Annotated in this window: 15 protein-coding genes; 7 read left to right on the top strand and 8 right to left on the bottom strand. The window is 69.0% G+C overall.

Annotated features, from left to right (window positions below; translation table 11 throughout):
- On the top strand, window positions 1-210 hold a 210-nt coding region (locus A3IC_RS0107495), incomplete at its 5' end, for an integrase core domain-containing protein (protein ID WP_020549448.1).
- 693 nt (window positions 211-903) lie between these two features.
- Here the strand turns inward: A3IC_RS0107495 and A3IC_RS61915 are convergent.
- The 4 genes from A3IC_RS61915 to A3IC_RS0107475 form a co-directional block, all read right to left on the bottom strand.
- On the bottom strand, window positions 904-1,407 hold the full coding sequence (locus tag A3IC_RS61915) for a cytochrome P450 (protein WP_020549446.1): 504 nt from the start codon (window positions 1,405-1,407) through the stop codon (window positions 904-906).
- Window positions 1,404-2,153 (bottom strand): cytochrome P450 family protein, encoded by a 750-nt coding sequence (locus A3IC_RS61910; RefSeq protein ID WP_020549445.1) that lies wholly within the window; start codon window positions 2,151-2,153, stop codon window positions 1,404-1,406. Before A3IC_RS61910 ends, A3IC_RS61915 begins: the two co-directional genes overlap by 4 nt.
- Window positions 2,154-2,400: 247 nt before the next feature.
- On the bottom strand, window positions 2,401-3,099 hold the full coding sequence (locus A3IC_RS61905; protein ID WP_020549444.1) for a hypothetical protein: 699 nt from the start codon (window positions 3,097-3,099) through the stop codon (window positions 2,401-2,403).
- Between the two features lie 400 nt (window positions 3,100-3,499).
- Window positions 3,500-4,075 carry a hypothetical protein gene (locus tag A3IC_RS0107475; protein WP_020549443.1) on the bottom strand — a complete coding sequence of 192 codons (576 nt, stop codon included), beginning with the start codon at window positions 4,073-4,075 and terminating at the stop codon, window positions 3,500-3,502.
- Window positions 4,076-4,935: 860 nt separating this feature from the next.
- On the opposite strand from A3IC_RS0107475, the gene A3IC_RS0107470 reads away from it, so the two are divergent.
- The 3 genes from A3IC_RS0107470 to A3IC_RS0107460 are packed head-to-tail and all read left to right on the top strand — an operon-like array spanning window position 4,936 to window position 7,244.
- Complete coding sequence (locus A3IC_RS0107470) at window positions 4,936-5,832, top strand: ABC transporter ATP-binding protein (RefSeq protein ID WP_020549442.1); 897 nt, start codon at window positions 4,936-4,938, stop codon at window positions 5,830-5,832.
- The gene (locus A3IC_RS53020) at window positions 5,829-6,797 is read left to right on the top strand and encodes a hypothetical protein (RefSeq protein ID WP_020549441.1); all 969 of its coding nucleotides are present in this window, start codon (window positions 5,829-5,831) and stop codon (window positions 6,795-6,797) included. The genes A3IC_RS0107470 and A3IC_RS53020 overlap by 4 nt, the downstream gene beginning before the upstream one ends.
- Window positions 6,798-6,851: 54 nt before the next feature.
- Window positions 6,852-7,244: a GntR family transcriptional regulator gene (locus tag A3IC_RS0107460; protein ID WP_020549440.1), complete on the top strand. Its 393-nt coding sequence runs from the start codon at window positions 6,852-6,854 to the stop codon at window positions 7,242-7,244.
- Between the two features lie 604 nt (window positions 7,245-7,848).
- Here the strand turns inward: A3IC_RS0107460 and A3IC_RS0107455 are convergent.
- Both A3IC_RS0107455 and A3IC_RS0107450 read right to left on the bottom strand, forming a co-directional pair.
- Window positions 7,849-8,259: an SgcJ/EcaC family oxidoreductase gene (locus A3IC_RS0107455; RefSeq protein WP_026217977.1), complete on the bottom strand. Its 411-nt coding sequence runs from the start codon at window positions 8,257-8,259 to the stop codon at window positions 7,849-7,851.
- Window positions 8,260-8,546: 287 nt separating this feature from the next.
- Entirely contained in the window at window positions 8,547-8,945 is a 399-nt protein-coding gene (locus tag A3IC_RS0107450; protein ID WP_020549438.1) for a tautomerase family protein, read from the bottom strand.
- Between the two features lie 449 nt (window positions 8,946-9,394).
- Here A3IC_RS0107450 and A3IC_RS0107445 point away from each other — a divergent pair, with 449 nt between their 5' ends.
- Both A3IC_RS0107445 and A3IC_RS0107440 read left to right on the top strand, forming a co-directional pair.
- On the top strand, window positions 9,395-10,657 hold the full coding sequence (locus A3IC_RS0107445) for a ricin-type beta-trefoil lectin domain protein (protein WP_020549437.1): 1,263 nt from the start codon (window positions 9,395-9,397) through the stop codon (window positions 10,655-10,657).
- Window positions 10,658-10,989: 332 nt separating this feature from the next.
- Complete coding sequence (locus A3IC_RS0107440) at window positions 10,990-11,490, top strand: cupin domain-containing protein (protein WP_020549436.1); 501 nt, start codon at window positions 10,990-10,992, stop codon at window positions 11,488-11,490.
- 34 nt (window positions 11,491-11,524) lie between these two features.
- Here A3IC_RS0107440 and A3IC_RS0107435 read toward each other — a convergent pair whose 3' ends face one another.
- Both A3IC_RS0107435 and A3IC_RS0107430 read right to left on the bottom strand, forming a co-directional pair.
- Window positions 11,525-11,824 (bottom strand): antibiotic biosynthesis monooxygenase family protein, encoded by a 300-nt coding sequence (locus tag A3IC_RS0107435; RefSeq protein ID WP_020549435.1) that lies wholly within the window; start codon window positions 11,822-11,824, stop codon window positions 11,525-11,527.
- Between the two features lie 302 nt (window positions 11,825-12,126).
- Window positions 12,127-13,788: a hypothetical protein gene (locus tag A3IC_RS0107430; RefSeq protein WP_158695842.1), complete on the bottom strand. Its 1,662-nt coding sequence runs from the start codon at window positions 13,786-13,788 to the stop codon at window positions 12,127-12,129.
- A 352-nt stretch (window positions 13,789-14,140) separates the two neighbouring features.
- Here A3IC_RS0107430 and A3IC_RS53015 point away from each other — a divergent pair.
- Window positions 14,141-14,865 (top strand): phospholipid carrier-dependent glycosyltransferase (locus A3IC_RS53015; protein WP_026217974.1); only part of this gene is annotated, 725 nt, incomplete at its 3' end.

Here is a 14,865-nt window from a genome sequence, read left to right as displayed (position 1 = left end):
TGGGACAATGCCATGGCGGAGTCGTTCTTCGGAGCTTTGAAGAACGAATGGCTCCACCGCTACGTCTTCACCACGCACGCGAAAGCACGGGGCGAAGTCGTTCGATACATCGAGGGCTTCTACAACCGCCGACGCCTGCACTCCGGACTCGGCTATCGCACACCCTACGAAATCCTGCACCCAGAGCGGGAATTGAACCTCGTGGCATAGAACAACAACGATCACCCCGTCCGGAAAACGCGGGGCTCCTCAGATCCTCGGACCGACCCGGAATCGGTCCCCTACACGCGAACACGTCCCCCTCACGGGAGCGACGCCTGATCATCGGAAATCCTCCGAACACAATGGGTGGAAGAGGAGCGTGCGTGCGGGCGACTCCTCGCCGAGTCGCCCGCCACCCACGCCGTCGGGGACCTGCGGATCCGCACGGGCACTCCGGACGCCGGCTCCCCGCGGCCGAGGCGGGTACCGAACGCGGGAATCGGGGCGAGCGGGAAGTCGGGGGCCGGACGCGAACCGTCAGGAGACCCACGCCCGACCGGCCGCCCCGGGGAGTGGAAGGGCGGCCCGACCCGACACGAACGAGGCGAAGCCGCGACCGTCCGTGGCGGGCAGAAGAAGGGGCGTCCCACGTCGACGCCGGGGGCACTCAGCGATGCGTGAAACAGACGGTGCCCGTCGTGCCGTCGACGTCACTTCGGTCGAACTGGGCGTGGTCCTCTCCCGGTTCCGCGCTGATCGCGACGTCAAGCGCCTTCGGACCGAGCCCGGGAAGCACGGACGCCGCTTCGAAAAGAGCGAGCGCAGCGTCGTGTATCCGCGCACGTTCGCAGTAGGCGAGGGCCCGAACGAGGGCGGGCGTGAACGGCCGCGGCGCGGCCGGGGCCGCCGCGCCGCGTCGGGTCACCAGCGCACCGGGAGGGCCTGCAGCTTGAGCACCCGCAAACCCTCCGACCACGCCAACTCCTCGGCCGGAACGGCCAGGTCGAGGTCCGGCAGACGGCGCAGCACGGCCTCGAACGCGACCCGCAGTTCGAGCCGAGCGAGGTGGACGCCCAGGCAGTGGTGCGGCCCGTGGCCGAACGCGATGTGGCTCGGCGGATCGACGCGGGCGATGTCGAAGGTGTCCGGGTCGGCGAACCGAGCCGGGTCGTGGTTGGCGGCGCCGAACGGCGCGATGACCCCCTCGTGCGGCTTGACTCGGATGCCGCCGAGTTCGATCTCGGCAGTGGCGATGCGCGGGGTGCCCCCGGAGCCGGGCGGCACGTACCGCAGGATCTCCTCGACGGCGGCGTCCAGGCGCTCGGGCTCGGCGCGCAGCAGGGCGAGTTGTCCGGGGTGGGTGAGCAGCATGTAGAGGCCGCGGGTGAACACGGTGGCGGTGGTCTCGTGGCCGGCGGAAATCAACGCGCGGACGAGTGCACGAGTTCGTTCTCGCTCAGCCGGTCGTCCTGGTCGCGGGCGCCGACCAGGGCATCCAAAAGGTCGCCCTCACCCTCGTCGTCGCCCGTGCCCTCGCCCGTGCCGTCGGCCACGCCGGCGCTCCGCCGTGTCGCGATCAACGTGCCCACGTAGTCGACGTATTCGCGTTGTGCCGCGAGCATCTCGTCGCGCGTCCAGCGGGTGAGCGACAACCCCGTCTCGGTCCAGCGCCGGAAGTCGGCCGCGTCGTCGTCCGGAATGCCGAGCAGTTCGGAGATGATCCGGATGGGCAGCGGGAGCGCGAACCCCTCGTACAGGTCGCCGGTCCGCCCGGGTCCGGCAACGAAGTCGTCGAGGAGCCGCTCGGCGACCGCCCGCACCCGCGGCTCCCACGTACGGATCCGGCGCGGCGTGAAGGCGCCCTGCACGATCCGTCGGATCCGGGTGTGCTCCGGCGGGTCCATGCTGACGATCATGTCCTTGACGAGCGACGCGTCGAAGCCGGCGGCCAGTCGCGGGGCCCCGGCGCGGGACAGGTCGCGACTGAAGCGCGGGTCGTCGAGTACGGTCAGGATGTCCTGGTACCGGCTGGCCAGCCACGCTCGGTCCCCGGACGGCAGGATTACCGGCGCGACGGGGCAGCCGGCGCGCAGTTCGCGGTACTCCTCGGGCTGAGTGCCGCCGGGCCCGGCTGCGAACGGGAAGTGCAGTGCGGCGTCGTCGAGTTCCATCCGTACCCCCGTGGAATTTCCGCAACACGTTCTCATTACCCGTCGAGAATGGTCGAGCCGCCGCGTCCACACAAGGGCCACCACGCGAACGCGCGGGTGGATGAGGGTTCGATGACCACCCCGGTTCCGGAGAGCTGGTCGCGGCGGTCACGCGCCGGCGCATCCGTGGATCCGTGGATCCGTGGATCCGTGGATCCGTCGGGTACCGAAGGACCGGGATCGTGGGGATTGTCTGTGGCGGCTGGTCTCAGGTGGTCGTGCGCCTGGCGGAGCGGGAGGTATCGGCGTGTTTCATGCTCCTGCGCCAATCGGGGTAGGTCTCGCCGAAGTGCTGCTGGATCTTGCCCTCGCGGGTGACGACGACGTAGCCGCCTTTGGTCATCTTGAACGGCGCCTTGACCTTGCCGAGCCAGTCGAACCTCTGCCCTTCGCCGGCCCGGGGGTCGAACCAGTGGGGCGTGACGAAGTTCGACACGCCGACCGGGCCGGTTCCGCGCACGACGATCTCATAGGAATCCGACTCGACGGGGTCGCCGACTTCCAGGGCGTACGCCTCGCCGTTGCCGTTGTCGGCCCACAAGTTGACGTGCGGGTCGACGAGCGTCTCCAGCACTTCGTGGCTGAGCACGCTGGAGACGGTCAGCCCCCCGGACAGAACCTCGCCGCCGTTGTCGAGCACGGGCGCGGCGAAGACTCGGCCGTAGATCAGATCTCCCTGCTCCTCGGTGTGCCAGCCGAGCGCGTCGGCCTGGTCGGGGTCATCGAGGACGGCCATGACCCACGCTCCGGGAGGGGCCTCCTGCTCACTGGCCGCGTACACCACGGGAATGGGAACCTGACCCCAGGTCGGTGCCGCGTGCTGCTGCACCTGGGTGGCGCAAGCGCGCGTCATCGCACGCACCTCGTCATCGGTACAACGGGTCGACTTGTTCACCACGGTGATCACAGGCGTTGCTCCTCACGTCGATGCGGGACCAGCGAGACCCCCGGGCGGCCCCAACGTTTTGCTGACACCGGCCTCCGCACCACACAGAGCGACACGGGTTCACCACATAGTGACCGACGGTCGTCATCTGTGACTGCGTGCCGCGCCGACACAGGCGGTTGTGGATTGCCGAGCGAACGCTGCGGACGACTTGATGTGCCCGCCTCGGTATGCAAAAGCGGCATCCGTCTCGCTGCGGTAGCGGTGGAATCGGTGGCCACCCGACCGCCTGCGGGCGCGTGGTGTGCATCGCCCCACCCGGGCGCCCGCACGCGGGCGCCCGGGTGGGGCGCGGCCGCCCGCGGCGGGGCTGGGCTCGCCGCGGGGTGGTGGGGCCGACCCGGGGTCTTCGTCGGTTTTGCTAGGCGCGGATCGTGTACCAGGCGCCGAGTCCGTTGCAGCCGGTCGCGTTGTAGGTGGTGCTGCGGTAACCGGGCGGGATGGGCGAGCCGGGGCAGGTCCAGATGCCGTTGCGGACGAGTTGGTGGTACCAGGCGCCGATGCCGCTACAGCCGTTGCGGTCGTACTGGGTGACGACGTAGCCGGACACGATCGGTGAGCCCCCACAGGTCCAGATGCCGTCGCGGGCGAGGCGGTGGTACCAGGCGCCGATGCCGCTACAGCCGTTGCGGTCGTACATGGTGATGACGTACCCCGACACGATGGGTGAGCCCGAACAGGTCCAGATCCCGTCGCGGACGGGTTGCTGCAGCCAGGCCCCTCGGCCGCTGCAGCCGTTGCGGTCGTAGGCCGTGATGACGTACCCGTCCGGCACGGGTGTCCCCGGGCAGGTCCACCCGCCCACCCGCGCGGCGGAGGACGCCTCGGTCGCGGCGGCGGCCGCGCCCGTCGCCGTACCGGTGAGGACCACGGCCGCGAGCAGCGCGACCGTTCCCATCATCGCGGCGACCCTCCTGCGGGCCGCCGCCATCGTCATGCGACTCCACGGTCGACGGAATATACGGAATTCACCGTTCGATTTCATACCGGTCCTCTCGACATGTGCTCCTGATATTCCTTGACGGCCCCTGGCGGCCGTTGGCAGCCGAGGGACACCCGACAATAAGGCGGCACACACCGTGATCGGTCGCGGTGGAGAAAACTCGGGAACACGAGCGGCCGACCGGTCCGGGCCTGAATACGACGGCCCTCCGGTTTCCGGCCGAGCAGCGCGCATGGGCTTGTCGGGCGCCTCGTACCGGCGGGAAAAGGCCGCGCCGGTGGCATTCCGGCCGGTCGTGGAGCGGGAATCGAAAACTCCGGTTCGTATTCGGGACCCGATCGCGACACGGAAATTCGGTACGCGGCTGTGGAACACCCCCGAAGGAGTGGAAAAACTCCCCCGGTCGACAACGGCAGCCGGGAAAGACCGGCGCAATACTCCCGAAAGATTTCCCCCGGGGCCGCCGCGTCCGTGACAAGCCCCCCGGGGGTGAGCTTCCGTTCCAGTGGTCGTCACAAGGGCCCGGCTCAAGGGGTGCGACGGACTTCGACATTCGGGGGACCCTGTGCCGAGGGGACCGGGATCGACCTCCCGGGCACGGGAGCGACTCGCGGCGTATCCGGTCACGGGGAGGTGGGAACGGCTCGCTCACCTTGCGGGCGACGGTGCGCCCCGAGTCGATGCCACGCCGGCCACGATCGCCGCGTTTGGGACGGGACTTCGTCCGCCCCGGCCCGCGCCGAACCATCGGCGTGGCGCAGGCCGACCCGGACGGAGCCGGGTTGACAGGGGCGGAGCCGACTTGCACCATCATTCCACTAACTACTTAGTGGAATGACGAAAGGTGCGGCGGCGTGAACGACACCTGGGCAATCGAGGCGCACGGCCTCGGCAAGCGGTATCGGCGCGGATGGGCCCTGCGCGATTGCTCGTTCCGCATTCCGGCCGGCCGGATCTGCGGCCTGGTCGGCCCGAACGGGGCGGGCAAGAGCACCCTGTTGAACCTGGCCGCGCGGCTGCGCCGGCCCACCGCCGGCAGCCTGCGGCTGTTCGGCACCTCGATCTCCGATCCCGAGGCGATCCTGCGGATGGCCTTCCTCCCCCAGGACAAACCTCTGTTCAAGCGATTCACCGTCGAGGAAACCCTGCGCCTGGGCCGGGAGTTGAACCCGGGTTGGGATCAGACCGTGGCCGAGCGCATCGTCGGGGCCGGCAACATCCCCCTGCATGCCCGGGTGGGCACGCTCTCCGGCGGTCAGCGCACCCGTGTCGCCTTCGCGCTCGCCTTCGGCAAGCGGCCGAACCTGCTCGTCCTGGACGAGCCGATGGCCGACCTCGACCCCCTCGCCCGGCACGAGACGGCGGCGACCCTGATGGCCGAAACCGCCGATTCCGGCACGACGGTGGTGATGTCCTCGCACCTGCTCGGCGAACTGGCGGACATGTGCGACTACCTCGTCCTCCTCTGCGACGGACGGATCCGACTGGCGGGCGACGTGGACGAACTCCTGCCCGCACACCGGCTGATCACCGGAACCGGCGCCCACCTGGAACCGCACACCGTGGTCGAGAGCCGGACCACCGGACGTCAGACCACCGCGCTGATCCGACCCGAAGGCGCCATCGCCCCGTCCTGGGCAGTCGCGGAACCATGCCTGGAGGATGTGCTGTTGGCCTACCTGCGCGCACCGGCCGCGCCCGTCCTGATGACCGACGTCGCTCGGGTACCGGAGCCGGCGGTGGCTGCGTGAGCACGCTCGTCCACACCCCGTCCGCCCGGCCACCCGCGCGCCACCGACCGCACCTGAGCGGCATGGCCTGGCTGACCTGGCGTCAACACCGCGCCGCCTACCGGGTGGCCATCGTGGCCACCCTTTCGGCCGGCGCCTGGATGCTCTACCAGGGTCTGCGCTGGCGTGACTTCCTGCGCGACGCCCCGCCGTTCTACAACGAGCGGTACTCCCACGAATACGAGAGTTGGTACGAGCCCGCGCAGCTGTACACGGGCCTGGCGCTGTACATCCTTCCGCTGCTCCTGGGCGTCTTCCTGGGCGCGCCGCTCCTCGCCGCGGACCGCGACAAAGGCACGGCGAAGCTGGTCGTCACCCAGTCGGTGTCCCGGGTGCGGTGGATGGCCACCAGGTTGGCCGTAACCGCGCTCGTGGTGGTGGTGTGCACCGGTGTGCTGTCCGCCGCGTTCACCTGGTGGTGGCAACCGCACGGCCTCGAGGTCGAGTGGTACCGACCCGAACGCTTCGCCACCACCGGCCCGATGCCGGTCGCACTCGCCCTGGCGATGACCCTGCTGGGCGCCCTGATCGGCTTCGCGATCGGCCGTACCCTGCCGGCCATGGCGATCACTCTCGGCGCGGGTGTGGCCGTCCTGTACGTGTCCACGCGCTTTCGGGGCCTGCTCGGCGTGCGCCGAACGATCAGCGGCCCGTTTCCCGACCCCGCCGTCCGCGCGCCGGAACACTCCGCCCACATCGACCACTTCTTCACCACCACCTCCGGCCGGCAGGTGTCCCCGGGGCAATGCTCGACCAACCCGCTCGACTCGTGCCTGGCCGACAGGGGCGTGGTGCACTCGTCGGTGAAGTACTTCGACCTCGCCCAACGCGACATCCTGCAGTGGACCGGCGCCGCGTTCTGGACCGCCGTGGCGCTGATCGCCGGCGCCCTGACCGTATGGTGGGCCGCCCGCCGATCGCTTTGACACCAACCGGCCGCGACCTCGAACATCGACCCACCCGGCGGAGGTGAAGAGGAGGTGAACACCATCGAATTCCGCATCGACCGCCGCAGCGGGGTCGCCACCTACCTGCAGATCGTCGACCAGGTCAAACAGGCCCTACGCCTCGGCGTCCTCATCGAAGGCGACCGCCTCCCCACCGCCCGCGAAGTCGCCGAGACCACCGCGGTCAACCCCAACACCACCCTCAAGGCCTACCGCGAACTCGAACGCGAGGGCCTGGTCGAACCCCGACCCGGCCGAGGCACCTTCGTCCTGCACTCGCTCGCAAAGCCGGCCGGCGCCGACGACTCGCCGCTGCGCGCCGAACTCCGCGACTGGATCACCCGCGCACACGCCGCCGGCCTACAACGCGAAGACATCACCGCCGTGTTCACCTCCCTCACCGACGACCACTACGGCCACCACTGACCCGCGCCCCGCAGATCACGACCCGGGGCGAGGCCGGCGCGGGGCCCTCGCAGACACCCTCCCGATTCCTCGAAGGGCGGTCGGGAATCGAACAGGTCCGGTTCCGTCGCCGGCGGTCCGCGCGGGCGACCGGGTCACCGGCATCACGGCCTTCCGTGACACCGAGCGGCTGTTCCCCCTCTTCGGCCTGCCGGACCATTTGGGCGAGGATGCCCGGCTCGACGCTTGGGCCTGAATACCGGCCGCCGCCTCGGTCGGTGTGGGGCGGCCCCGGTGTTTTCACGGTTCGGCCCACGACACGTGCGTGGGCGATTGAAGCACGACTCGAACTTGTTCGCGGAGGCCGGACGGCCCGCGTGGGGCCGGCGCTGCTCCGCTCCTGGCGGCGGACGGCCGGCGGACCATACGCAGCGCGTTCCACGCTGCGTATGGTCCGCCGTGACTGCGGCTCCGGCCGACACCCGGGCGCATTGTCGGTGCAGGTCGGGCCGGCGCAGGCCCGGGGGCCGGGACCTTCGGCGTCTCCGTCGGCGACATCGGGGGTGTTCGTGCCTCGACACGCCGTCACCGCGACACGCCGTCACTGCCGGTTACCGGGAAGGGTTCACTGCCCTGGCGCCGACACGGGGCTGTTGTGATAGGCGGCGATGAGCCACCGGCCGTCCCGCTTCTCGAAAACCCAGGTCGCGTTCACCTTGCCCGCCTCCGGAACCTCGGTCCGGCCGGGGAACAGGATGCCGGATTCGCTGACGACGATCGCGGCGTCCCTGCCGACGAAGCGGAGGCTGAGTTGCCTGTTGTAGGTCGAGCTGTTCTTGAGTGGCCCGGCGAAGGCCAGGGCCATGTTCTCCCGGATCACCTCACGGCTGTCGCGAAGCGAGCCGGTCATGATGGCGGTCGCGTCCGCGGTGTAGTCGGCGACCATGCCCTCGGCGTCACCGCCCTCCCACGCCTTGTAGGAGTCGGCCAAGACGGCCTGGATGGCGGCCTTGTCCTCCGCACGACTGTCGGACATCGGATCTCCCTTGTGATCGGTTCGCCGGCGCATTCCGGCGAACTCGTCACTACGTACCGGCGGCGAGGTCGAAACTCATCGCGCCCGCGGTGAAGAAGTGCCGAAGCGTGCTCGACACGGAGAGGCTGCCGTGCCGGCATCACCTCCAGGCCGTACCCCGACACGAAGTCGAACCCACGGCCGACCGGCGCGCCCTCCCGGCAGCGGAGAAGCCCGGCGCCCTACTCGTCCTTGCGACCGTCCCTCGAGGGCGAGGCCATACTCGTCGTCCCTTGCGTCGCGCGTCATCAGGCGGGCGCCGGAGGATCGACCCGGCCGCCGACCCCGGAGCGCCCGGCCGGGACGCCGACGAGTTGCACGCCGACGTGGTCCCGGACGGATTCGCCGAACGCGCCGGCGACCGCGTCGGTGATCGCCCGGATCAGCTGCCCCGGGGCGTCGTCGATTCCCGGCAGACGCAGCGCGGCCTCGCGCACGTGGAGCGAGACGACGGGGGCGTGCACGCCCCCCGGCACCCCGCCGACACCCCAGCGATGCCTCGGGATACCGAAGATTTCCACGACGGCCATCAAGCGCGCCCGCTCGCCGTACACCCGAACCAACGCCTCGGTGAGCGCCCGGACCAGCCGACCCTCGGCCTCCCCGTCGAGCTCCTCCTCGTGCGCACGTACCTGGAAGTGCGGCATCGGAATCTCCCCTCGCCGGCCCGTTCGCCGAGCACTGAATACAACTTTGCTTTGCAAGCAAATCATCTTTGGGCGCAAAGGTAAACCGCGAGATCGAACAGAGAACCTCCGCTCCGGACGACCTGACACGACCGCCCTTGACGAGCTCCCGGCACGGGCAGGCCCGCTCGTACTCGCCCCGGGCGCGGCCCGGCCCTCCCTCCACGACCGCCTCCACACCCTTCTCGCCGAACGAGGCCCGGCATCGACGGATGCGGAGAGTCGGAACCTGCCTCCGATATCCCGTTCGCGCGACCGTTCCGGCCGGATGACGCGAGGCCCCGCGGACCTGAATTCGTCCCGAGTACCTCCCTGTACGGTGGCTTTTCGGCCGGCGCCGAAAGGCGCGTGCACGGCCTTGAACGAAGGGTTACGGGGATTTGAAAGTCACGGGGAAACGCCGAATATCGTTGGTCGCCGCAATCGCGGCGACCGCCGCGATCGTGGGTGGGTTGCAGCTCTCGGGCTCGGCGTTCGGCGACCAGAGCGATCAGGACGCCAAGCCGGCGCCGACCCAGCAGGCGTTGGAAGGAATCGAGCCGCCCGACTCCGGTTGGTCGGATGTGGACGGCACCGCGTTCGTCAACGGCCGAATGACGATTCCCGCAGTCAGCCCCACCCGCCAACGCGCGGCCGTCTCCGCCGCCGCGGCAGCGCCGTCGGGGCCCGGATGGAAGTCGGCCGGCGCGACGAAACTCCTGTCGACCGGCTACACGATCAAGTTCTACGACCAGAAGTCCGTCGACTGGCTGGGGCCGTACGTCAAGCGCTCCGCAGCCGAGATCCAGCGTGACACGGCGCTGCCGATCAAGGTGGACACGAAGCCGGTCGGCCACGACTACGTCCGCCCCAAGGGCGAGATCGTGATCGGCGCGTTCCTGAACCCGTGTGTGACAACCACCGACGGCAGTCCGTGGAAGGTCGTCATGGACGGATCCGGTACTCCGGGCTGGAGTTGCGGGTTCCACGCGCGCAGCACTCCGGACACGGTGACCAGCGGGCACGCGTACATCAACACGTCCTTCTTCACCGCCGCCGGCAAGCCCATCGCGCGTTTCGGCGAGGTCGGCATGCGGAACCACATCAGCCACGAACTGGGCCACACGCTGGGCCTGGCGCACGCCGACGACTCGCCGGGGAAGTGCGTCAAGGGCACGGACTCGGGTGAGACCCCGGTCATGTGCTCGGCCGTGAACGCCTACCCGGACTCCCGCGCGGGCCAGTACGTGCAGCAGTTCGACGTGCAGGGCCTGCGCTCGCTGGCCGCCGCGGCCGGCGCTCCGGTGTCCCCGCAGGGCAAGGTCACCGGGATCGCCGGCAAGTGTCTGGACGTCAAGGGCGGCAAGCCGGCCAACGGCACCCAGATCCAGATCTACACCTGCAACACCGGCCCGGGCCAGTCGTGGATCCTGCACCCGGACGGCACGCTGCGCTCGATGGGCAAGTGCCTGGACAACTCCCGCAACGCGAACACCGAGGGCAACAAGATCTCGTTGTACGACTGCAACGCCTCGGCCGCGCAGAAGTGGAAGATCGACGCCAAGGGTCGGATCGTTCACGTCGCGAGCGGCAAGGTCCTCGATGTCAAGGGCGGAGGCACCGCCAACAGCACCGTGGTGCAACTCCACTCCGCCACCGCGAGCAAGGGCCAACTCTGGAACGTCCCCAAGTAGGACGGAAGCAGGAGGGAAGCAGGACGGCGAACATTCCCACGGCCCGGTGACGCGAGCCCCCGGCAAGCGCACCTTCGCCAAGGCGGCCCGGATCGGCTCCACCTACCCGGGCCGCCACGCGTTCGACCCTGGTCCGGTACCCGGCGAAGGCGGTGGGGGGCGGGGTTCGGATCGGTGTCCTGTCGTGTTCCATGTCGTGTCCATGTGGATGCCAAGAGTGTGGGACGAGTCTTCTCGCGAGGACACCGCAGTCGAGTGGCTTCGCCCGTGGTTTGAGCGCCCCGTACACCCGACGACCCGACCCTGTAGGCCCGCACCGAGGAGAATTCGCCATGTCGCTCATCGTTCCCGGTTTCGACGACTCCGTCCTGGTCCGTTCCACCGATGCGGAAGTGATCGGCCGCGCGCCGACCACCGTTCGGCTCCTGGCGGACAGCAGTTCCACCGGCGGCGCGCTGTCCACCCAGCGCGTCACCCTCGCCGACGGCGCGAACGGCGCCACGCCGCACCGGCATTCGCGGTCGGCCGAACTCTTCTACCTGCTGGAGGGGACGGCGCAACTCCTGTCCGGCGACCAGGTGGTCACCGCCGAGAAAGGCGACGTAGTCATCGTGCCGCCGGGCCTGGACCACGCGTTCGCCGCCGCACCGGGGGAGGACGCGGACATCCTGATCGTGATCACCCCGGGCGTCGAACGCTTCGAGTATTTCCGGCACTTGGAGCGCATCGCCTACGGCAAGGTACCGCCGGAGAGCCTCCTGGACGTCCAAGAGCTCTACGACACCCACTTCACCACCAGCGAGAACTGGAACCGGCTGCGAAGCCGGGGCTGAGACCGAACGGCCCGGACCGGCCGAACGTCATCCGTCAGCCGGGGGTTTCGAACCGGTAGCTGCGCTCCACCCGAGCGATACGCACCTCGTAGGAGGCGTACCAGCGCTCCCGTCCCAGACGCTGAGCGTGTCGATGGTCCGGGCTGTCACGCCAAGCTTTCAGCGACTGCTCGTCGGCGTAGTACACGAGAGTCACGTCACGCCCGTCGGCCGTACGGGACGACTCCCGTCCCAGGTAGCCCGGCTGCTTCTCCGCGAGTTCGAGCATCCTCGCCTCGGTTCGCGTGTGATTCTCCGAGTCCTCCCCGGAGAGGAGGGTACTGAGAATGGCCACGTAATACGGTGGAGCGAACCAACCGTTGTCCGGATCTTCGAGGATGACGACTCTCCCAACTCGTGATGGTCCGCACATTGCCGGCAGCACGTGGTCTTCGAGGACTCGTCCGAACCGAACATGCTCAGGCCACCATGCCGAGGGAGACACAGCGTTGCCGGCGAAAATCGGACCTCACGCTCCGCCCTCGCGGTCGCGGGGAGTCATCCCGCGCTGCTCGTGAGCGCCGGCGAGATCCTCGGTCGGGAACCCGCCGGAGCCGATTGCGGGCCGGGGCGTTCCAGGCACAAGCCATCTGCTCGTCACGGTTGACGATGTGCGTGGTCTTCCGTGGCGAGCAGGCCGAGGGCTGTTCGCAGCATGGCCGTGCTCCAGTTGAGTGGCGTGTGGGGTGAGGGGACGATCAGTTCGTTGCCCTGGTCGTCGCGGTAGGTGACATAGCATTCCGGGACCCGGTAGGGCGGCACTTCCCTTACGTGGTAGCCGTCGTCCTCTCGAAGCACCGCGTGCCACTGGTCCTCGCCGGTGACGGTGGCCAGCATGCTGTTCAGGTGGCGTACCGCGAATTCGCGGTAGTTTCGGGCCTGTTCGGGGTCGCTCGACCGCGTGTGCAGACTTCGGCGGGCGGCCCATGCGGCCAGTTGTCCGAGTGGGTGTGTCCAGGCGGCTTCGCGCCCCCGCGGCGTCAGGCGGCCGCGCATCACCTGCTTGCGATCCAGGTCCACATCACCCCCACGGGCCTCCGCGTCCGCCCTGATGTCCTCCTTGATGGCGCGGACGGTCGCCTGCACCTCGTGCGTGTGGAAGTTGACGCGCTGGTAGGAGTCCTCGGCATAACGGATGAAGCCACCCGTGACCGGATCCGCCAGGGGGAGCAACGCGTCGAGGACCACGGTCTCCACCTCGCGCGCGGTCATCGGCCGGGCCGGCTCGCCGATGGGGACGCGGGCCTCGGCGAGCAGTTCCGGCAGGCCGTACATCAGCAGGTAGACCAAGGTCGCGTCCGCCCGGCGGTACCGGATCGAATCGAGTTCGTAGTCCGGTGACTCGAATGGAATCCTGCGGCCGATTTCCCGGAGACCGGCGTCCACCATCGTGCCGACTCTCGTGGTGAAATCCTCGCCGTCCGCCAGGAAACCCAGTTTCCCGTTGTCCGTGAGCACTCTGATCCTGTGCAGCAAGGCCGTCTCGACGGCCATCACCGAGGTGCGCCGCGCGGCGATCTCCTCCCACGATCCGGAACTTTCGTACCGCGGGAATCCGACCGCCCGGAGAAACGGCACCACAAAGCGAAGGAACTCCCGGTGCGCCGACAGCAGTTCGTCGGTTCCGATGAACCCTCGATCCAGGGCGTCCAGGACGAGGAACGCGAGCATCTGGAACGAGTCCTGCTTGTTCCGCCACGCGTTCGGCTTTTCGGCCTCGAGATCGTCGAACCAGAGGGATATGTGGGGCCATTCATCCTGCCCGGTGTCCCCTCGCCTTACGACGGCGGCAAACCGGGCGAGTTGCGCGGGTGTGGAGATCAGGTGCAGCGCGCTGTGGATCAGCTCGCGCCCGATGTCCCCTTCCTTCGCGTATCGGACCGGGTCGGTCAGGAAGAGCTCCATCATGGCGCTCGCGCACTGCACGTGATCGCGCAGGTAGAACATCGTCGACATCTCGCCGTGCCGCACCGTGGGGTCGGCGGCGATGTCCGTCGCGGCGACGATGGACACCCGTCGCGCTTCACCGTCGACCCGGACGCTCCCCGCCTCGATCACCGGCAGATCGAGCGCGCCCCGCTCCTTCAGCAGCGTCTCCACAGCGCGCAGGTGCTTCGGCGAGCCCCCTGCCTCCACCAGACGCGCCACAGCCTGATTCGCGAACCGGATCCCGGCGCCTTCGGACGCCTCGTGCGCTCGACTCCTCGCCATCAGATCGCGCAACAGGGTCTGGTCGTACTGCTGGTGAGATGCGGACACACTTGCTCCGTCGTACAGGGCCGACACCGATACGGGCACGGCTCGATTTTCATGAGAACCGTCGTGGCGAAACACCGGACGACGGGCGATCCGCGGAGTCTCACGGGATTACCGATACCACACCGGCATCTCGACCATCCGAGTGACAACCCTCCGCATGATCCGTTCGACGATGATCCTCCCACGGCCCGAGATCCGTCCGCCCGACGCCATCTGGGCAGCGGAGGGAGCCTTGGCCGCGGGCATGCGATCCGGCCGGGGTCCGGGCTGCGCGGCGAACGCGCGGGACCGCGGGTCAGGGCGACGAAGTCGCCTTGCCACCGGCCGGTTCGTACACCAATACGATGCTCGGGTGACGAGTGACGTGGCGACCGGTCAGCCGACCCGCAGGCAACTACCGGAGGAGGATGCGGAGTTCCCCGACACCCCCGGTGCCGCACGTGCCGAGGCCGAGGTTCGGGGGTGGGCCTGGTCGCCGGCCCGACCACGGCATCGGGACCGGCCGCCGACCTCGTTGCGCGAGCGATTGGTGCCCTCGTACACCGACAACAGCCCGTACACCGGCGGCGGCTGGCTGCCGTGCGTCCTGGTGACGCTGCTGGCCGGTTTCATCCGGTTCTGGAACCTGGGCAAGCCGCGGGCGGTGATATTCGACGAGACGTACTACGCCAAGGACGGCTGGTCGCTGCTCAAGCTCGGCTACGAGGGCACCTGGCCCAAGGAGGCCAACGACCAGATCCTGGCCGGTCGGACCGACACGCTGCAGACCCAGGGCTCGTACATCGTGCACCCGCCGATCGGCAAGTGGACGATCGCGCTGGGCGAGCAACTCTTCGGGCTGACGCCGTTCGGGTGGCGCTTCGCGCTCGCGGTGCTCGGCACCCTGTCGGTGCTGATGTTGTGCCGGATCGGCCGCCGCCTGTTCCGCTCGACGCTGCTGGGCTGCGTCGCGGGCCTGCTGATGGCGCTCGACGGCCTGCACTTCGTGATGAGCCGCACATCGCTGCTCGACCTGGTGCTGATGTTCTGGATCCTGGCCGCGTTCGGATGTCTGCTGATCGACCGCGACGACACCAG

It is taken from the genome of Embleya scabrispora DSM 41855, from assembly GCF_000372745.1.
In the GTDB taxonomy this organism is placed as follows: Bacteria; Actinomycetota; Actinomycetes; order Streptomycetales; family Streptomycetaceae; genus Embleya; species Embleya scabrispora.
This window is presented reverse-complemented; position numbering and strand designations above follow the sequence as displayed.

What these genes read in the sequence shown, in the direction of transcription:
- A3IC_RS0107475 (WP_020549443.1), bottom strand. Translation starts at nt 4,075, where the DNA reads ATGACGATGGCGGCGGCCCGCAGGAGGGTCGCCGCGATGATGGGAACG.
- A3IC_RS61910 (WP_020549445.1), bottom strand. Translation starts at nt 2,153, where the DNA reads ATGGAACTCGACGACGCCGCACTGCACTTCCCGTTCGCAGCCGGGCCC.
- A3IC_RS0107455 (WP_026217977.1), bottom strand. Translation starts at nt 8,259, where the DNA reads ATGTCCGACAGTCGTGCGGAGGACAAGGCCGCCATCCAGGCCGTCTTG.
- A3IC_RS0107450 (WP_020549438.1), bottom strand. Translation starts at nt 8,945, where the DNA reads ATGCCGCACTTCCAGGTACGTGCGCACGAGGAGGAGCTCGACGGGGAG.
- A3IC_RS0107440 (WP_020549436.1), top strand. Translation starts at nt 10,990, where the DNA reads ATGTCGCTCATCGTTCCCGGTTTCGACGACTCCGTCCTGGTCCGTTCC.